The sequence below is a fragment of the Acidocella facilis ATCC 35904 genome, assembly GCF_000687875.1.
GTDB lineage: Bacteria > Pseudomonadota > Alphaproteobacteria > Acetobacterales > Acetobacteraceae > Acidocella > Acidocella facilis.
Genome location: NZ_JHYG01000025.1, coordinates 1 through 19,232, shown reverse-complemented (window position 1 = coordinate 19,232; position 19,232 = coordinate 1). Strand labels below are relative to the sequence as shown.

The following is a 19,232-nucleotide window of genomic DNA, read 5'->3' as shown; positions in this document are numbered from 1 at the left end:
CGTCATTATCCACAATATCACCTCACCCAAATTCAGGGAGGCAGTGTCCAGCAAATAAACCCGCGCCGCGAGGTGGGGCGCTCGCAGCGGTTACGTCTTGCGCAAGGCGGTCCGCTCCGTCTTCTGATTCGACTTTTCGGAGCAGGTGGAGCGCTGCCGGCATCTCTTCAAAAGCGCCGCGGTACTGTCCGGAGGCAAGGAGCGGGCGGACAGAGAACAGCAGTTCCGGGACAGGCGAAGTGGCTACCGAATGGCGGCCGTGAGGCGCATAGAAAAAGGGCCGGGCAAGGTGCGACCGGACCGAAACCGGGCCAGCAACTTTGTGCGGCTCGCAAGGATTCGGTGACATTCGCCTTTTGGCCTTCGGGTGTCCGCACGCGACAGACATTGGGTTGCCGGCCCTTCGGCTGGCACGTGAGTGGTATCCGGATGATCCCCATGCGGCGCGGGTGCAGGCTTTCTTTGCTTTGCTGGCGGAGATGGAGAACACCAATCTTTTGCATCGTGACGCTGCCGAGGGTTTGCTTTTCGCTCAAAGTTCAGCGCACGAGTTTCTCATTAAAGGTGGCGTTGGCACTCCAGATTGGCGCAGCCGTGCCGCCGCCGTTCATGGGGCTTTCGTTTTGCGCCGCCTGAGCCCCGGCGGTTGCGCCGATCTTTTGGCCATTACCCTCTTCCTCGATAGGCTGTTGCTATGCTGAGAATCTTCCTCGCGTGCCTTCGATGACGATAGCCATTCTCTGTTCCGGCCAAGGTGCGCAAAGCGCCGGGATGTTCACTCTTCTGGCTGACGCCCCCGCAGCGGCGCCCGTTTTTGCAGCGGCAAAAATCGCCTTGGAGCGCACCGATCCGCGCGATCTTGTGCAGCAGGCAAGCAGTGCTGCGTTCCATGCGAACAAGCTTGGCCAAATCCTGTGTTGCACGCAGGCACTGGCGGCGTGGGCGGTGATTAATGACAGGCTGCCGCGCCCATTGGTGGTGGCTGGGTACAGCGTCGGCGAGCTGGCGGCCTGGGGCATCGCCGGATTGCTTGACATGCCTGCGGTGCTGGCGCTTGCCGTCGAGCGCGCGGCAGTGATGGATGCGGCAACCCTCGAACCGTCAGGGCTGGCGGCTGTGCGTGGCTTGAGCCAAGCGGTTCTGGAAAAACTATGTCACGGGCATAGTTGTTTCATCGCGATCGTGAATGCGCCGGATCAGATGTTGGTCGGCGGCACACATCCGGCGCTTGCAGCGCTCATCGCCAATGCCCAGACGGCGGGTGCCGCACACACGGTTTTGTTGCCGGTCGCGGTCGCTTCCCATACGCCGTTACTCGCAACGGCAAGCCGGATATTCGGTGAGAAACTGGCCGCAGCGCCGATCCGCGACGGCCTGCCCGAAGGCATCCGTTTGTTGAGCGGCATTGATGGCGCGCCGGTGTTCGACGTCGCCGCGGGTGCGGCCAAGCTGGCGCGGCAAATCCAGCAGACGGTGGACTGGGCAGCTTGCATGGATAACATTCGATCATCGACCGTCAGCAAAGTGATCGAATTGGGTCCGGGGAGCGCGCTGGCTCATATGATGCGAGATGAGATGCCGGAGGCTGATGTGCATAGCCTTGCGGAATTTCACAGTCTAGTTGGTTTTATGCACTGGATCGGCCAAAGGAAAAGCTAGATTGTCATAAGATTGGTGACAGCCGGCTCCAAATGGCCCGGGCTTAAGCGTTAGTGCTCAATGGCGGTTAACCATGCTCGGCGCCCTCGTCCAACGTGCAAAGTTAAGCTCCGGTATCACTGAAACAATCCATGCCGGGTTGCCGAAGGCCATCAGCTGCGCCAGCATGATATTGCTCCCATCAAACTGATGGTCCAATCACCGGAGGCCGTATTGTCGAAATTATCGGGACCAAGCTGGGGTCCAGCATCCAAGGGAACACCAAAACGGCTGGTGATCCTCTGTCACGGCGTTGGCGCAGACGGTAACGACCTGATTGACCTTACCCCTTTCTGGGGGCGAGTGCTGCCAGATGCCGTATTCGTCGCCCCTCACGCCCCCGAGCCGTTCGACATGGCACCTTCGGGCCGGCAATGGTTTCCACTCGGCGACCTGGACCCCGCCAAACTTGGGGGCGGTGTTCGCCGGGCGGAAAAGGTGCTGGATGAGTTCATCGATGAGCAACTCGCCAAATACAACCTGTCGCCAACCGCTTATGCGTTGATGGGCTTCAGCCAAGGGGCGATGATAGCACTGTTCACAGGGCTACGCCGTGCCACTGCGCCACGTGCCATTCTGGCATTTTCAGGTGCGCTCATCGATCCTGAAACTTTAAAGGCGGAGATGAAAAACCATGCGCCGGTCTTGCTTGCACATGGAGAGGCCGACCAGGTTGTTCCTGTATTCCGATCCAGAGATGCCGAGGCGGTACTACGGGCAGCAAATGTGCCTGTGGAAGCGTTGTACGTGGCCAATCTTGGACATGGTATCGACGACGCCATTCTCGATGCCGGGGCATTGTTTTTGAAGAAGGCGTTCGCCGGATAGGGCTAGGTAAGGGTGTTGTCGGGCAAAACAACAGCTGCTCCGCGCGTATCGCCGCTGTTCAGATGAGCGGCACCGTCTTTCCATAGTGGTTGTTCACAGGAGCGACAGCAGATGGCTGATTCGGACGGACCACGGACATTAGCCAGAGCTAATCAGGCGTTTCGCCGTCGAACTCATCGGGTGCTCGATCATTGGGCCCCAACCCCATTCGCGCCGCTTTGAGCGCTAGCTACTCCGCTTCAAGGTCTGCGACGACGGAGCGGTCGTCGGACGGTTCGCCCATTGTCGGACCCTCGCGCAATCGCTTGAGCTGGTGACGTATCGCCTCCATCCCATCGTCGATCTGCTGGCGCAGTGGCTTATCTGATTCTGACATGTACCCAACCTAGCGTGTCACCTCGATTGAGGACAGGGGTGCTGCCTACAGCCTCTGGTCTCGCGAATGGCGGCTTGGTATGGACGATCCACTTCGTCTGCCACAACGGCGCGATGTGGCGCAGGAAAGCGCGCCGCTCGCTCATCCCGGCATGGTTGCCGAAGAATTGGATGCGATCAGCGGTATGGAGATCGATTAGCCCGGTCGTCGTGACAAGTGGCGCTGTTCTCCTCAATTCAGAAAAAATTGCCAAAACGGTCAAATCTCGCGCTCGTATTTCCTTAATTTCCCCAGAAAATTCTGTCAGGGTCTGGGAAAATGCAAGCTTTTCCAGCGATTCCTTAAGACAAGGTTTTCAGCTTTTGATTGATTTGAGGACGGCGAGTGTGTCTGATGGCGTAGACATCGCATTCGCTTGATCATCGATGCGATCGGCAATGACAGGGTTGTCGCGTCTGGATTCTTCGAGAAGCTCGATAATCTTCGAACATTTCTGATCATTGTAGACGACGAGTTCAAGAATTAGCTGTGCGCGATGACTTGTAAGCTGATCTTCGCGACGCTGGGTTGTAATGATCAGTGACGCAACCAGCAGGGCGCCTGTGGCGATGCCGCCTTGTAACCAGCTGAAAGGTGGCGGATCCAAAGGTTTGTAACCAAGATGCGAAGCCGTGATATTCGCGGTAATCCAAGCGAGGATGATAAAAAAAAGTGCCAAAACAAAAATGGGCTGCCCGACCAGCGCGGTTAATTGATCCACCAGTCTTTGTTGTGTGGTAGTCTCCTGCTTGTGCGTGGTGCTGAGATGGGATGTCATTTTGGTCATGGACTCATTTAGCTTTTGCATTTTTTGTCAGCGACCCGCTGCCAAGCCCAGTGCGGCCTGGGTGTCCCGTAATGCGCCCGGGATATCCTTCTTCCCCAACGCATTACGGGCCTCGGAGATATCGATGATCAGCGGATCATTGCTAGGCATGTTCGCCTCGCTCTGGGCCACGGTACGGTCTAATGCCAACGTCTCCGCTTGTTCCAGTGCCTCCTGGGCTTCGCCTGTGTGGTGCAACTTTAGGGCGTTTACCGCCGCGGCTAGTATCCCCGAATCAGTAGTGGAGGCGGTCTTCGGTGCCGGTAATTGGTTTGCCACATCGTTCGAGCCGTTTAGGATATTCCCCGCCTGAGTGGATTTCGGCTCAGAGGGCTGCGCCTGTGCGGCTGCCGTTGCGGCCAGGAGCAATCCGAAGACAATAAATTTTTGCATAATGCATATCCGTGTTGTGGTTGAGGTGTTGCGCCAAACGTCGGGCAAGCTATGCGGTAGAGTATATGCTTGATGCAGCGGTGCGGCGAGAAGCGGAAACTACCCAGGAAGAGGCATAAGGAATTGGTCGGCACCACCTGCGAGGGGGTTGGGCTGCTTGTCTGCCACTTGGATACGCCGTGTATCCATTTCTTCTTTGTTTTGCCCAAGCATATTATGCTCTGAGCGGTTGCGGATTCACGGCAATCACAATAAAAACCGTGGTTCACGGGAAAGCCTCATGTCGCGCTCTCATCCTGTAGACGTACCAGGACTTGATGCGTGCGGCCGTCATCGCGCATAATCAAGCTGGACTGGCCTTTTGGTTGCATAATCCCATCCAGACAAAGGGTGCCAACATTTGCGCTTATGCCATCGGGATTTTCAACGGTGATATGGTAACGTGCGCTACGATAGCGCAGTACGACCTCAAAACCCGCCCAATAAGAGGGAATGCAAGGGGTAATGTACAAGGTCGCTGCCTCCAGCCGTATGCCGAGTATACTCTCAACCCCGGCTCGCTGCATCCAGCCCGCGGAGCCGGTGTACCAGCTCCAGCCGCCGCGTCCGATATGTTGCTGGTGAGCATACACATCGGCGGCAACGGCATAGGGTTCGGTTTTATAGCGGTATACGTCTGCGCGCGTGCCGGCGTGGTTGATTGGGTTGAGCAGCGCGAAGAGTTCGGTGGCTTTGCGGCCTTCGCCCAGCGCCGCGAAAGCCATTACCGACCAGATGGCGGCATGGGTATACTGCCCGCCATTCTCGCGGATACCCGGTGGATAGGCTTTGATATAACCGGGATCGAGCGCGGTTTTGTTGAAGGGCGGAGCAAACAGCAGCGCCACGCCGTCATGCGGGCGGATCAGCTCCGCCTCGACTGACGCCATCGCGCGCGCGGCCCGTTCCGGCGCGGCGGCGCCGGAGAGCACGGCCCAGGATTGCGCTATGGCGTCAATGCGGCATTCCTCGCTCTCCGCTGCCCCTAACTTGGTGCCATCGTCGTAGAAGCCGCGGCAATACCAGGCGCCGTCCCAGGCATTATGTTCCAGGGCGGCGCGCAGGCTGGTAGCGTGGGCCTGCCAGGCAGAGGCTCGCCTCGCCTCGCCACGCGCCGCCGCCAGGGGGATGAAGCGCCGCAGCGCGGTGTAAAGGAACCAGCCTAGCCACACGCTCTCACCCGCGCCGTGCTCGCCGACACGATTCATGCCGTCGTTCCAGTCGCCCGTGCCAATCAATGGCAGGCCGTGCCCGCCCAGGGCCAGGCTGGTATCCAGCGCCAGGGCGCAATGCTCGAACAGTGAGGCGCGTTGTTCCGAAATTCCTGGTTGGAAGAAGCAATCATGCGCGCCTGCCTCAAGCGGCTGCCCTTCGAGAAAGGCGATCGTTTCATCCAGAACGCCAGCATCGCCGGTCGCCGTCACGTAATGGCTGACGGCATAGGCCAGCCAGGCGCGGTCGTCGGAGATGCGGGTGCGCACGCCCTGGCCAGAAGGTGGCAGCCACCAATGCTGTACATCGCCCTCCAGAAATTGCCGCCCGGCGGCGCGCAACAGATGTGCGCGCGTCTCGGCGGGGCAGGATGCCGTCAATGCCATGCCATCCTGCAATTGGTCGCGGAAGCCATAGGCGCCGCCGGCCTGGTAGAACGCTGATCGCGCCCAGATGCGGCAGGCTAGCGTCTGGTAGAGCAGCCAGCCATTGAGCATGATATCCATGGCGCGGTCCGGGGTTTTCACCTGCACCGCGTCCAGCACATCGTCCCAATGGCGCTTGACCGCGCTGAGCGCGTCAGCATGATCGATCTCTCGCCATTGCATGACCAAGCGACGGGCTTCGGCGGCGTCTTCCGCCTGACCGAGACTGATCGTGATCTCGGCACGCCCGCCGGGCGGCAGGAGCAGAAATGTCCGCAGGGCGCCGCACGGGTCGAGCCCGGCGCCCAGCCGGCCCGGGAGAGCATCTTCACCAGCCAGCGCAAGCGGGTTGCCCAAGCTGCCGTTGCGGCCGATAAAGCCGGTGCGGTCGCCGGTTGCCTCGCTCTGCTGGCCGCCAAGGTCGAGGAACGCCACGCGTCCGCCAAAGGCATTGCTCCATTTATTGGTCGCGAATAGAGCGCCCGTTTCCTGGTCGAGCGCGGTGATGGTGAATGGCTGAGCCGCCGTGCGCGAGGAGCCGAGAACCCATTCCACATAAGCGGTCAAACTGAGCCGCCGGGCCCGGCCGGATTGATTGTGCAGCACCAGGCACGAGAGTTTTACCGGCGCATCCAGCGGTACGAATTGCAGCAGCTCGGTGGCAATCCCGTGCGCGCCGTGAGTGAAACGGCTATACCCAAAGCCGTGCGTTGCCGTATAGGTGCCCGCCGCGTCGCGGATGGGATATGCCACCGGGCTCCACAGCGCGCCGCTTTCCTCATCGCGTAGATAGAGTGCCTCTCCCGAAGAGTCGGAGACCGGGTCGTTACACCAGGGGGTGAGCTGGTTCTCCCGGCTGTTCACCGCCCATGTGTAACCGCTACCTTCCGCCGACACATGAAACCCGAAGCCGGGATTGGCGATGACATTGACCCAGGGGGCTGGGGTGGACTGGCCGGGTTCGAGGATGGTCACATATTCACGCCCTTCCCGGGCAAAACCGCCGAGGCCGTTGGCGAATTCGAGCGTCGGCCGCGGCGGGGGCGGCGCGCGGGGCGAGGCGACAGGACGTGGCGGCGTCTTCATCGCTTGTGTAGCCGGGGCGATGCGATCCAACTGCTCGCCCAGCCTGCCACGCTGAGCCACCAGCACCACCCGTGCGACCGCCAGAAGCAAGGCGCGTGTCTCGCGTGGCAGTAGATCCGCCCGGCGTACGAATACCTGCCCGCCGGCGCCGCCATCCCGGCGCGCCGAACTGGCTCGCACCAGCGTTTCCAGTGCCGTCTGCAAATCCTGCACGTAGGAGGATTGCCGCTCATTGAGGATCACGAGGTCGACCGCAAGGCCCTTCAGCCGCCAATATTCACGGGCCTGGAGCAATTGCCGAACGATATCCAGATGCTCGGCATCGGCGATGCGCAGCAGCAGGATCGGCAGATCGCCTGAAATTCCCTGCGGCCAAAGGTTCGATTGAGCGCCGGCGCCATTCTGGATCGTCTCCGAGGCCGGGCGCAGCACCGGCGCGGCGTGGATGAGGTGTCCGGCAAGCTGCTGAAAGAGCGCCGCTGCAGCCGCGCTGATGCCCAGATGATGCAGTTGCACCTGGGTTTGTGTCCAGGCAAGTGTCGTTACCCGGTCGAAGGCGGTACGGTCGCGATGCTTGTCGATACTGTCGAGCAGTGCGGCTCGGCTGGAGGCTACAAGCGTCCAGAAGGCGATATGCACCGTGGCGCCCGGAGCAATGCGCAGGCGCTTGCGCAAGGCGAAGACCGCGTCCAGCACCGTGCCGCTGGTGTTGGACAGAGCGTGCCCGTTACTCATCGCGATCGGTGTTTTTATATCGTGGCCACGACCGAGGAAGCGGGCGCGATCGGTTTCATAAGTCGGCCCGCCGAGCGCAACGCCAGTCTCGATGACGGCCAGATGCGCGGCCCAGATTTCCGGATCGCCTGGCGAGCGGCGCCGACGCGTGGCGATGAGCGCATCCGCGCCAGGCAGGTACTCGGTTTCAATAAAGAGTTTCGAGAAGGCCGGATGGGCGATATCCGCCGCCAGCGGCGCCAAGATGAGTTCGGCATAAGAGGTGATTTCTATCTCGCATGGCAGCTTACCCTCATTGGTTACCGCCACGCGGCGGATTTCGGCATGATCCTCGGGTGACACCAGCACGTCCATCCCGGTGATTAATGCGCCGTCATGGCGGATGTATGAGGCCCGGTCTTCGGCGAACGCCACGCGATAGTCCTTCGGCGTTATGCCATTTGGCTGGTAGCTGGCCGACCAGACCTCATTGCCGCGTGTATCGCGGACAAATATATAGCTCCCATGGGCGTCACGCGTGGCATCCTCGCGCCAGCGCGTGATCGCAAGACCATCCCAGCTTATGTAGCCGGACCCGGCGGTGGTCAGCATCGTCGTGAAACGGCCATTGGAGAGCAAATGCGACGCCGGGGTCGCCTGCTGCGCGGACGTGAAATGCCGAACGCCGGAAGGCTCGACGAAACGGGCCTGGGCGGGTGAATTCACCTGCACCTCCCAGGGGTGAATAATCGCCACGTCGCGCGGAACACGCTCCTGCAGCAGCAATTCTGTCGCCTGGATCATCGGCTCCGCGTGGAAGCGCCCACGCATCACGCCGTTCAGCAATGCGTCGGCGATGGCCACGATCGTCATGCCCTGGTGATGCGCCATGAAGGCGCGGACCACCGCGACATTTTTCCCTTCGGGCACGCGGCTTTGGGTGTAGTCCAGCGCCTCATAGAAGCCATGCCGTCCCAGCGCGCCGGCGCGCATCAGCGCGCCAAGATTGGCCGCCGCCGCATCTGGCGTGACCATTGAAGCAAGGGCGGTCGCGTAGGGGGCTACCACGAAATTGTCGCTCAACCCGCGCTTCAGCCCCAGGCCAGGGACGCCGAAGTTGGAATATTGGTATGTCAGTTCAAGATCGCGCGCGTTATAGGCTGATTCAGAAATTCCCCACGGGCGCTTGTGCATCCGGCCATATTCAATCTGGCGGCGTATAACCAGCCTGTTTGTCTGTTCCAGCAAGCTGCCCATCGGGGCGCGCATGATGAGCGAGGGCATGAGATACTCGAACATGGAGCCCGACCACGAGATGAGCGCCGCGCCCGCCCCCACTGGCGTGGCCGCCCGGCCGAGACGGAACCAGTGCCGAGCCGGGACATCGCCCTTGGCGATGGCGAAGAAACTCGCCAGCCTCGCCTCAGAGGCCAGAAGATCGTAGCAATTATCGTCCTGCACGCCTTCGGGTACCAGATAGCCGATGGAGAGCAGCATCCGTTGGCGGTTGAACAGAAAGCCAAACTCCATTTCCAGCGCCATGGCCCGGGCCGCGCTCTCCAGTGCCGCCAAGCGTGTTTGCAGGGCGGCGTGCGCGCCGGGCATCTGGTCGCGCTGCCGCGAGAGGATTGTCCGCAACGTTGCCTGCGCCCAGAAGGCCATGTCGGCCGCCTCCTTGCTGGCGCGCTCGCTGTAAAAAGTATTGGCGATATCCGCGGCGGCCACGGCTTGTCCGGCCAGCGTCGCGGAATCCGCTGCAGTGCGCGCGGCGGCTGCCAAGCCGCTGAGCGCCGCGTCAAGCTGGTTCCAGGTGACTGTTTGTGTCCGTGGCCCGGTGCGCAGCGGCGCCGCCTCCTCACAGGCAATGGCGGCGGCATCGGCCACGCCTGTCAAGGGGGGGCGGATGCAAGCTGCAAGCCGCCATGCCCGGCAGGCGTTGGCGAGTGCGATAAGATGTCCGGCAAGATTGCCGCTATCCACCGCCGAGACGTATTTCGGTTGCAGCGGGCGAAGATCCTGCGTGTCATACCAGTTGTAGAAATGCCCGCGAAAGCGCTCCAGCCGAGCCAGTGTGGCGAAGCTCCCCTCCAGGCGCTCGGTGGCTTCCGTCAGGCCGATCCAACCGAACTCATGCGCGCTGGCGATAGAGAGGAAATACAGCCCGATATTGGTTGGTGAGGTACGATGCGCCAGAACCGGGCTCGGCTCCTCCTGAAAATTGTCCGGGGGTAGGGCGTTGTCGGCCGCCGTCACGAAGCTTTCGAAGAACCGCCAGGTGCGTCGGGCCGCGAGGCGGAGGACCAGCGCATCGCGCGCCGAGACCTGAACCTGACTTGCTGCCGGTGGGGCGGCACTCACCCAGCGCGCCACCAGCGGCGAGGCGGCCCACAGCAACGTAAAAGGCAGCGCCAGCATCCATGTGCCGTCCCCCGCCAGCGCGACGGTCATGATGGACGCGCAAGCGACCACCACAGCTCCAGCCATGCGCCTGTACACGTGGGCAAGGCCAAGCCGTGGGCCGGTGGCGGCCTGCGCCGCCGTAACCCATTCGAGCAGATGGCGGCCGGAGACGCCCAAGCGGTAGAGCGTGCGGATAATCGCATCGCCCATCAGCCAAGCTTGATGCGCCAGGAACGTGATGACAAGCGCCGAGAGCGCCAGAGCAACGCGCAGATCCGCGCCGAGCGCGCGTGTGTGGCTGGCCAGGGTGACACCCGGACGGCGCGCGGGGATCGCCATTATCACGGGGATGAGCGCTGGCACCAGAAGTGTCACCAGCACAAAACCGGTCCATATCGCGGCCACGGGCAGCGGCAATGTCCATCCCGCGACCAGTGCCAGTACACTAAGCGGCGCGCCTAGCGTGCGACGTAGATTGTCCAGCATTTTCCACCGGCCGAGGGCGGACAACCTGCCACGGCAGCCGAGAATCCACGGCAGCAACTGCCAATCGCCCCGCGCCCAGCGATGCTGGCGAAGCGCGGCGACATCGTAACGGGCTGGAAACTCCTCCACGACCTCGACATCGGAGGCCAGTCCTGCCCGAGCGAAGATGCCTTCAAATAGATCGTGGCTGAGCAGGCTGGCTTGCGGTATGCGCCCGGTCAGAGCGGCCTCGAAGCTATCGACTTCGTAGATACCCTTGCCGGCATACGAGCCCTCGCCGAACAAATCCTGATAGACATCGGAGACCGCCGCCGCATAAGGGTCGATGCCGCTCAGGCTGGAGAAAACCCTCTGGAACAACGACCCCTCTCGCCCGATGGGCAGCGACGGCGTAACGCGGGGTTGCAGCACGGCATAGCCTTCGGCAACGCGGCCTGCGCTATCCAGGCGTGGCTGGTTGAGCGGGTGCGCCATTTTACCGATCAGCCGTCGGATCGCCCCACGTGGCAGCCGCGTATCGGCATCGAGCGTGACAACATAGCGCACGCCGGATGGCAAGGCCTCCGTAGTCGTGAAGCTCGTATCCACGGCGCCCCGTAACAGCCGGTTAAGCTCGTGGAGCTTGCCGCGCTTGCGCTCCCAGCCGATCCATTTTCCCTCGCTCGGCGCCCACATCCGGCGGCGATGTAATAACATGAACCGCGGGCCCCCGGGTGCCGGGCCATAATGCGCATTAAGCCGGGCAACGCCCGCCAACGCCAGGGCCAACAGCGCCTCGTCGCCGGGTTCATGCTCCGCCGTGGCATCCGTCCAATCGGAAAGCAGGGCGAAATGCATATCGCCTTCTGGGCTGGCCAGGTGGTGGATCTCCAAACGTTCGACGAGCTCATCTATTGCCGCTGGTGTTGTCAGCAATGCGGGCACCGCGACCAGCGTACGCAGATGCGACGGAATGCCATCGCGCAATTCCAGCGCGGGCAGCAAGGCGGCGCCAAAGCCCCACGTGACGCCGCGGTTGACCAGTGCAACCGCGGCGTCGAGCGCGGGGATGACGCCAAGCAGGCCGAGCATAGCCAAGGGCAACGGACCAAGCCCTATATGGGCCAGAACCAGCAAGGGGAGCGCCAGCAGGAGCGCGCCGGCGCCGAAAATGGTGCCGCCATAGACACGCAAGCCACAAGCCTGTTTCGCCCGCCGCGGAACAGACCAGACTGTCAGGCGCAGACCGATGCTGCTGGCAAAGGCCTGCCGCCCGTTGCCCAGCAGATGGTACCCCGGCTCGCGCGCCCGGCCCGTTTGCGCCTCGGCCACTCGCATGGCGGCCCGCGCAACATCAATTTCCGTACGGCCGCTGCCGCGCGCCAATTGCTCAATGGCGCTGCGGTAGAGGTTGCGTGTTGGAAAATCCATATCGAGAAACCCGCTGCCGCCGGCTAAAATATTATCGACCTGGCTGAGCTGTTCAACGAGGGTCTGCCAGTCGACATCGCCTATGAGCCGTAGGCTGGTGACGATGTTGCGCACGGTGACATTCGCCGCGCCCTGGCGTAGATGTACCTCCCTCACCATGTCATCGGCGATCATATTCTGTGCCGCCAGGCGCTGGTCGAGCCACGTGAGCGCGGGGGTGACGCTCGGGTCCTGGTCGCGCAGGCGATGCACCAGTTGCACGGCAAAGGCATCTGCAAGCCGCGCCTGCTCGTACTGTGCGAACACCAAGGTCGCCGGCTCTGGGTCTTGTCCGCCAACCCCAAGAAGTCTGTCGGCCAGTTCATCGGCGATTTGCCGCGCTGCGCGGTTAGCCACCATCTGCTCGGCCACGCGTCGAAGATTTTCGATCAATATTATCCGCAATGTGACCGATAACGCCCATAACTCACCAATGGTGAGCGGCTGCACAGACTGGTAGGCCCGGACATAGCGTATAAGCATTTCTGAATCAAAATGGCTGTCCGTATGCGCGACGAATGCCCAGGCTACGCCTAAGATGCGTGGATAGCCGTTGAACGGGCCGGCGATAAGTTTTGGTAATTGCCGGTAATACCCTACCGGCAGATCGGCATGGATCTCGCGGATCTGTTTTTCGACCAGATGATAATTATCGACCAACCACTCGGCTGCAGGGGTAATAGCGCGGCCTTCGCCGATAGCCTTGGCCATTGTCCGATACGCCAGCCGCAGGATGACTCCGTTATCTTCCAGGCGTTCCACGAGCGTATGCCCTCGGGTTTGCCGCTGGGATACCGGCTGCGCGGCAGCCAAGCTGCGCGCATGCGTTTCAAGTCGGTCTGCACTGAACAGTTCCTCGCGGATCGTCTCGCGGCTATGCCATAGACCAAATTTTGGCGACCCGAAATTTAAGAATTTCATCTCAAGCTTTTCAGTAATGGGTTGGCGAGAGACACAACTCTCCAGCCGGCCTCCAGCAGCCGGCCGTTATGTAACCCCGTGGCACACGAGGGATGGGTTTAATAGAGTCGGAAAATACCTATAAATTTGCGCGAAGCCAGACGAGTGCTCCGCCGCTTATGCTTAAGGACTCTCTGAACAAGCTGCCGATTCAAAGGCACTTGCTCCAATTAGGCTGTATCGCTGTTTTCTGGCGGCTTGGCCGGGCCAATTTCTGCCCTTTCTCCTCTCGGCAAGAGGAACAGGTGCGTTTTTTTGGCTACCATCGACCTTGGCTGCGAGCAGCCGGAGATAGGTGATGAAGTGAGCCTCATCATACGGCGTGATGCTGTCGGGGCAGGGCGCCTCGTCGGCGACGTCAGGGTCGAGTTCTGGCAAATTGAGCCTCGCTTAACCAGTTGGTTCCGATCCTCAGACGGTGCTCGCGAAAGCATTCTTGGTTCGGGGCGTCCGTTCTGCGGCCGCGTCGCGCAAAGAGCCGCTCGCGGTCATAAGACCGCCGAAAATTGGCAATGGCGCTGGCAACGAAGCAGAATCTCACAATTCGGACGACGGCTTTGCCAAGGCTGAGGAAGAGGATCGGGGAATCAAACGAGCGATAACATCTTAACAAGTGGCGGCTCAGTGTCGGCTTGCCGAATCTTGCGGCGATCCTCACGATCCGAACAGATTGAGGCCGAGGGCTTTAGCTATGTAGGCAACAGCAGCTTGGCCGCGGACGCTGTTGCCAACGAGATCGAGTTGCGGGGAGAAGGCTGCGATGGCAAGCTTGCCCGGCGCCACGGCCAGGATACCACCGCCAACCCCGCTTTTGCCAGGCAGGCCCACCTGATAGGCCCAGTCCCCTGATGCCGTATATAGGCCTTCCATGGTCATTTCAGAGAGCAGGTGCGGGATGTTTGCTGCCGCGACCACAGACAGCCGCGTCACGGGGTTAACGCCGCCCCCTGCAAGCGTGGCGCCCATGACCGCAAGGTCGGTTGTCGTAACAAGCGTGGAGCATTGGCGCGTGTAGACATCGACGGCTCGCATCGGGTCACTGTAGCAGGTACCTGCGCTACAGAGCAGCCAACCGATGGCCCGATTATGGAAATTCGTTGTTTGCTCGGATTGGTTGATCTCGTCGCTCAGCGCAATGGGCCTTCCGGCGAAACGGCTTTGCATATCCAAGATTTTGGCCCAACATGCGTCTGCGCTGACGCCCGATACTAGGCTTACTATGGCGATGGCGCCGGCGTTTACCAGAGGGGACAATGGCTTCCCATTGTGCAGTTCCAGCGCCATTACCGAGTTGAATGGGAGCCCGGTGGGAGTGGTGCCGACTTTTTGACGAACCGCCTCCGAGCCGATGAGTTCGGTCACCAAAGCCAGAGTGAACACCTTGGAGATCGATTCGATCGCAAAGGCATAGTCGGTATCGCCTGCCTTATAGAGCCTTCCGTCTGTCGTCATGACGGCGACTCCGAACAGTTCCGACGGCACCGAGGCAAGGTAAGGGATGTAGTTCGCGTTGGCGCCTCCGATGTTTGGCGCGCTGGAGCTGTGCGCCGCATCGACTGCGGCCTGGATTGTCTGCGGCGAAAGCTTCATTCAGACCTCACCCGTGCGCTGAAGTTGGGGAGAACTGGGCCCGCATCGGAGGGGGCTCAGTACTTTCAAAGTGCGATGGCCGTCACTGTCTTGCCGCACCGGTGGTCACGGCAGGTGTCACACCACCTGTCCCAATTCCTGGCTCCACGGGCGCATCGAGGTGACCGCCCGCGGCTTCCCAGGTAAATGGCGCGAAGTCACTGTCCGGGTTTCTCCAGTGGGGCTTGCGAACGGCATAAATGGCGAATGGAACCGCGACCAGGACCACGCTGAGGACGATTAAAATGCCGACATAAAGTGCCGGGCTCCCCACCTTAATCTGCCCGGGTGGGACGAACGACAGGATCAAAGCAAGCAGTGAACCGAGGAAACCAACCCCGCCGACCAGCCACATGCCGATGTTCCCACCGGGAATCTTGTAGGGTCGCGGGCGGTTCGACTGACTGGAGCGAAGATAGATTGCTGCCGCGAACATGAGGAGATACATGACGAGGTAGAGGATAACCGTAAGCTGGCTCAGGATTTGATAGGCCGCCTGGACAGTCGGCAACACCACGAATAAGACCGACAAGACCGTCACCACCATTGCCTGGACCAACAGGATATGCGTCGCCATGCCGTGCTTGTTCGTATGCTGCCAGAAACGCGGCATGTAACCAGCCTTCGCGACCACGAGCAAGCCGGACGACGGCCCTGAAACCCAGGTGACGATGCCGGCGAGGACTCCAATTGCCAGCGCGACCGCCATGACCGGCGCAAGCCACGCGATATGCGCCCACTTGAACATATCGAAATAGGCGACGAGAAGGCTCTGCGTCAGGTTGATCGACGCTTTTGGGATGATGAATGCGATTGCCAAGGTGCCCAATACAAAAATCGCAACCGTGGCAATGGAGGAGACGAAGATTGCGATCGGGTAGTTTCGGGTGGGGTTTCTGACTTCCTTGACGTGAATGGCGTTCATTTCCATGCCGGCGTAGAATAGAAAGATGCCGGCCGCCAACACTATATTTTTGAAGTTCGAAAAGTCTGGAACAAGATCCTTCCAGGCCAGATTGACTTGCAGGTGGGCCCCACTCAGGAGGTAAGCGAAACCAAGCACAATGAGAACGAGGGCGGGAATGATCGTGCCGATTATGCCGCCCCACTTTGACACCCTGGCAAAAACCCCCACGCCGCGGAACGCGATGAACGTGGCCAGCCAGTAGATTGACAGGACGATCGCCAGCACGAACAACTTGTCGGCAGACAGCGTCTTATCCCAACTCTGGTCGGAACCGGTGAATGCCAGCGAAACCGCGCCGAAGGTAAGTGCTGTCGGGAACCATACAGTGACCTCGGTCCACAACATGAACATGGCAACAAAGGCCCAACGCGGCCCGAAGGCCTCTCCAACCCAGCGAAAAACGCCGCCCTTTTCCGGCCATCCCGTGGCGAGTTCCGCTGCGACCAGCGACACGGGCACAAGGAAGACAATGGCGGCAAACAAATAGTAGAAGATCGCGCTCACGCCGTATTCGGCTTCGGCCGGCAGGCCTCTCAGGCTCACAACCGCGACGATGTTCATGATCGCAAGTGTAAAGATGCTGATGGCGCCAGCCGAGGCGACTTTTTTCGTACCAGGCTTAGCGGCGCCTACAGGAGGTGCCGTGCGAGTTGGGGTTGGCGGCGGCATCTTATGACTCTCCTTTTCTTGCGTGACCCACTGTCGGATGTCGTTGCCGCCACCATCGGGGGTGGTGGCAACGAATGTGCGTCAAACGTGGGTATGCACCGGCACTTCCTGTTGGGTCATCGGCACAGTAATTGGATGGTTCTCGAAATGGCCGATCGCGCGCTTGATGTCTTCTACCAGTAGGCCGGCCATGTCCCGGCTGACCCCTTGGCGAATCATGATACGCATGACGGAGATGTCCTTGGCTTCGCCGGTCAGGGCGAAGGCGGGAACCTGCCAGCCACGCTGCCGCAGTCGGTCAGAGAGGTCATATAGCGTGTAGGGTAGCTGCCCGTTGGGCTTTACTCGAAAGCATACCGCTGGAATGCCGGTTTCGGGGTTGCCGTCGTTGATGAACTCGAATGGCCCGAGCTTGCCGATCTCCTGGGCCAGCCACTGAGTGGTGTCATAACAAGCCTGTTGGATGCGCCGGTAGCCATCGCGGCCGAGGCGCAGGAAATTATAGTACTGGGCAATGACCTGGCCGGCTGGCCGGGAGAAATTGATGGCGAAGGTACCGACAGCCCCGCCAAGATACGGCACGGAAAATATAAGATCCTCGGGGAGGTCCTGCGTTTCACGCCACAGTACCCAGCCGCACCCGATCGGTGCCAGCCCATATTTGTGACCGGACGTACTGATCGACTTCACGCGGGGCAGACGGAAGTCCCAGACGATATCCGGCGCGACAAAGGGCGCCAGGAAGCCGCCGCTGGCGGCGTCCACATGGATATCTATGTCGAGTCCGCTCCGCTTTTGGAGATCATCGAGCGCAGCGGCGATTGGGGCGATGAACTCGTATTGGCCGGTGTAGGTCACTCCGAATGTAGGAACAACCGAGATGGTGTTCTCGTCGACTGCTTCCAGCATCCGTTCCACATCCATGTTGAACATGCCGGGACGCATCGGAATCTCTCGTTTTTCGATCTCCCAGTAGCGACAAAACTTTGTCCAGCAGACCTGAACCGGCCCACAAACCAAGTTTGGCTTATCAGTGGGTTTGCCCTGTGCCTTGCGCCGGGCCATCCAGCGCCATTTGGCGGCCAGACCGCCAAGCATGCAGGCTTCCGAAGACCCGATGGTTGAAGTCCCAACCGTACTGGCCGCCGCCGGGGCATTCCACAGGTCGGCCAGCATGTGGGTGCAGCGGATCTCGATTTCCGCCGTTTGCGGATACTCGGTCTTGTCGATCATGTTCTTGTCGATGGCGAGGTTCATCAGCTTATGAACCTCGGGCTCCTCCCAGGTCTGGCAGAAGGTCGCCAGATTCTGCCGAGCGTTGCCGTCCAGATAGAGTTCGTCCGATACGACCTGATAAATATCCTCGGGCCGATTCTCGTGTTCAGGGAAACGGTACTTCGGCAATGGGTTCGCCAGGGCGCGGGCGCCGAAGATTGAATCGTCGATGTGCGATCCGAGGTCTTGTCGACGAGACAGTGGCATTTATTTCTCCTCTTCAGAATCAGCAGCCCGACCGAAGCGTGCAATCACGCACGGCGAGCAACACTGCTCGCCGCAGCTTGCTTGCCGTGGGTGCTTGAATCGCGAGGCTTTTCGACGATCAGCGTTCGAGTAGCCCAAGGTTAACCAGGAGAATACCCTGGCGGTAGACTCGGAATCTACGCACCCCGCGCGGATGCCCGGCTAAAGCATAAGGGGGACCGGGAAATATTTTCGACGATACCGCTGCTGCTTGTGTGGCCGGCGTGCAAGAAGCCCGGAGCATTTGTGTTACGTGGAGGAGAGCGTATAGTACTATGCCGTCAGAAGAGTCCGAAGCACTCGTCGACTCGCGACCGCTTGTGAATACGGCCTCAGTTAAGGCACCTCTGAATAAGTGACCTTGAAGGGCAACGGCGGCATTTCTTACACTCTATTTTTTTTGCGGGGAGAGGGTTGCATGCGTCAGTCGAGCTTTGCCGGAGTTGGCTTTGAGCGTTACGGCAAGACGACGCGGCGTGCGGCATTTTTGGCGGAGATGGAGCAGGTCATCCCCTGGGGCGATCTCTACGCGTTGATTGAGCCTGTGTACCCGAAGGCCGGGAAGGGCCGCCGGCCTGTTGGGCTTGGACGGATGTTGCGCATCCATTTTCTCCAGCATTGGTTCAACCTGTCTGACCCAGCGGTTGAGGAAGCGCTTTACGAATCGGCCTCGATGCGCCGTTTTGTTGGTATTGACCTGGGTCAGGAGCCTGTCCCCGACGAGACGACGGTCTGCAAATTCCGCCACTTGCTGGAGGTGCACGATTTCGGGCGGGTGCTGTTTGAGCAGGTTCATGCTCACCTTGAAGCGCGCGGGATCAGGATATCCACGGGCACGATCGTAGACGCGACGATTATCGCGGCACCGTCTTCGACCAAGAATGCGTCCGGCCGGCGCGATCCGGAGATGCACCAGACCCGCAAAGGACAGCAATGGTATTTCGGCATGAAGGCGCATGTGGGCGTGGACAGCAAAACCAAGATCATTCACGCGGTGGTGGCAACGGCGGCGAACGTGCATGACAGCGCAGTTCTGGGCGATCTGCTGCATGGCGAGGAAACCCGCGTCTGGGGCGACCAGGCTTACCGCGGCCAGCGCGACGTCATTCGCGAACATGCCCCGCGCGCCAAGGACTTCACCAACCGGCGCTACCGGCATCGCGGCATGGTGGACGAGGCGCAAAAGGCGCGAAACCGCACCAAGTCCCGGGTGCGGGCCAAGGTCGAGCACTGTTTCGCGGTGATCAAGGGCGTGTTCGGGTTCACCAAGCTGCGTTATCGAGGGCTGGAGAAGAACGCCCAGCGCTTGTTTGTTGCCTGCTCTTTGGCCAACTTGTTCATGATCCGAAGACAGTTGATGCCCGTCTGATTGGCCAAGCCGCAAAAATGCGGCGGTTCAATGCCCTCAGCAGGCAATACAAACGAAACCAATCAGCCAAGACGTCGCCAATGACGTTCCGCCAACGGACAAAAATGCCGGGCCTGAAAATCAACCCTTATTCAGAGATGCCTTAA

General features: G+C 60.5%; 10 protein-coding genes. 4 read left to right on the top strand and 6 right to left on the bottom strand.

Annotated elements, in window-relative coordinates:
* Positions 1-320: 320 nt before the first annotated feature.
* The 3 genes from T331_RS18760 (at position 321) to T331_RS0116035 (ending at position 2,526) form a co-directional block, all read left to right on the top strand.
* On the top strand, positions 321-701 hold the full coding sequence (locus T331_RS18760; RefSeq protein ID WP_081822304.1) for a triphosphoribosyl-dephospho-CoA synthase: 381 nt from the start codon (positions 321-323) through the stop codon (positions 699-701).
* A gap of 22 nt (positions 702-723) precedes the next feature.
* Complete coding sequence (locus T331_RS0116040; protein ID WP_026440757.1) at positions 724-1,659, top strand: acyltransferase domain-containing protein; 936 nt, start codon at positions 724-726, stop codon at positions 1,657-1,659.
* 213 nt (positions 1,660-1,872) lie between these two features.
* Complete coding sequence (locus T331_RS0116035; RefSeq protein WP_026440756.1) at positions 1,873-2,526, top strand: alpha/beta hydrolase; 654 nt, start codon at positions 1,873-1,875, stop codon at positions 2,524-2,526.
* 731 nt (positions 2,527-3,257) lie between these two features.
* Here the strand turns inward: T331_RS0116035 and T331_RS18755 are convergent.
* The 6 genes from T331_RS18755 to T331_RS0115990 all read right to left on the bottom strand — a co-directional run bounded on the left by T331_RS18755 (position 3,258) and on the right by T331_RS0115990 (position 17,678).
* Entirely contained in the window at positions 3,258-3,728 is a 471-nt protein-coding gene (locus T331_RS18755) for a DUF1003 domain-containing protein (protein WP_162173920.1), read from the bottom strand.
* A gap of 27 nt (positions 3,729-3,755) precedes the next feature.
* Positions 3,756-4,160 (bottom strand): hypothetical protein, encoded by a 405-nt coding sequence (locus T331_RS0116015; protein WP_026440755.1) that lies wholly within the window; start codon positions 4,158-4,160, stop codon positions 3,756-3,758.
* 278 nt (positions 4,161-4,438) lie between these two features.
* Positions 4,439-12,892, bottom strand: coding sequence for a GH36-type glycosyl hydrolase domain-containing protein (locus T331_RS0116005; RefSeq protein ID WP_051622442.1), 8,454 nt, complete (start codon positions 12,890-12,892; stop codon positions 4,439-4,441).
* Positions 12,893-13,585: 693 nt separating this feature from the next.
* On the bottom strand, positions 13,586-14,521 hold the full coding sequence (glsA, locus tag T331_RS0116000) for a glutaminase A (RefSeq protein WP_026440753.1): 936 nt from the start codon (positions 14,519-14,521) through the stop codon (positions 13,586-13,588).
* An 82-nt stretch (positions 14,522-14,603) separates the two neighbouring features.
* Positions 14,604-16,196 (bottom strand): putative glutamine/gamma-aminobutyrate antiporter GadC, encoded by a 1,593-nt coding sequence (gene gadC, locus T331_RS18750; RefSeq protein ID WP_081822303.1) that lies wholly within the window; start codon positions 16,194-16,196, stop codon positions 14,604-14,606.
* An 81-nt stretch (positions 16,197-16,277) separates the two neighbouring features.
* The gene (locus T331_RS0115990; protein WP_026440752.1) at positions 16,278-17,678 is read right to left on the bottom strand and encodes a glutamate decarboxylase; all 1,401 of its coding nucleotides are present in this window, start codon (positions 17,676-17,678) and stop codon (positions 16,278-16,280) included.
* Between the two features lie 457 nt (positions 17,679-18,135).
* Between T331_RS0115990 and T331_RS0115985 the strand changes: the two genes are divergently transcribed.
* Positions 18,136-19,086, top strand: a complete 951-nt coding sequence (locus T331_RS0115985; protein WP_026440420.1) for an IS5 family transposase — start codon at positions 18,136-18,138, stop codon at positions 19,084-19,086.
* Positions 19,087-19,232 lie beyond the last annotated feature (146 nt).

What these genes read in the sequence shown, in the direction of transcription:
- T331_RS0116015 (WP_026440755.1), bottom strand. Translation starts at nt 4,160, where the DNA reads ATGCAAAAATTTATTGTCTTCGGATTGCTCCTGGCCGCAACGGCAGCC.
- glsA (WP_026440753.1), bottom strand. Translation starts at nt 14,521, where the DNA reads ATGAAGCTTTCGCCGCAGACAATCCAGGCCGCAGTCGATGCGGCGCAC.
- T331_RS0116040 (WP_026440757.1), top strand. Translation starts at nt 724, where the DNA reads ATGACGATAGCCATTCTCTGTTCCGGCCAAGGTGCGCAAAGCGCCGGG.
- T331_RS0116005 (WP_051622442.1), bottom strand. Translation starts at nt 12,892, where the DNA reads ATGAAATTCTTAAATTTCGGGTCGCCAAAATTTGGTCTATGGCATAGC.
- T331_RS18755 (WP_162173920.1), bottom strand. Translation starts at nt 3,728, where the DNA reads ATGACCAAAATGACATCCCATCTCAGCACCACGCACAAGCAGGAGACT.
- gadC (WP_081822303.1), bottom strand. Translation starts at nt 16,196, where the DNA reads ATGCCGCCGCCAACCCCAACTCGCACGGCACCTCCTGTAGGCGCCGCT.
- T331_RS0115990 (WP_026440752.1), bottom strand. Translation starts at nt 17,678, where the DNA reads ATGCCACTGTCTCGTCGACAAGACCTCGGATCGCACATCGACGATTCA.
- T331_RS0115985 (WP_026440420.1), top strand. Translation starts at nt 18,136, where the DNA reads ATGCGTCAGTCGAGCTTTGCCGGAGTTGGCTTTGAGCGTTACGGCAAG.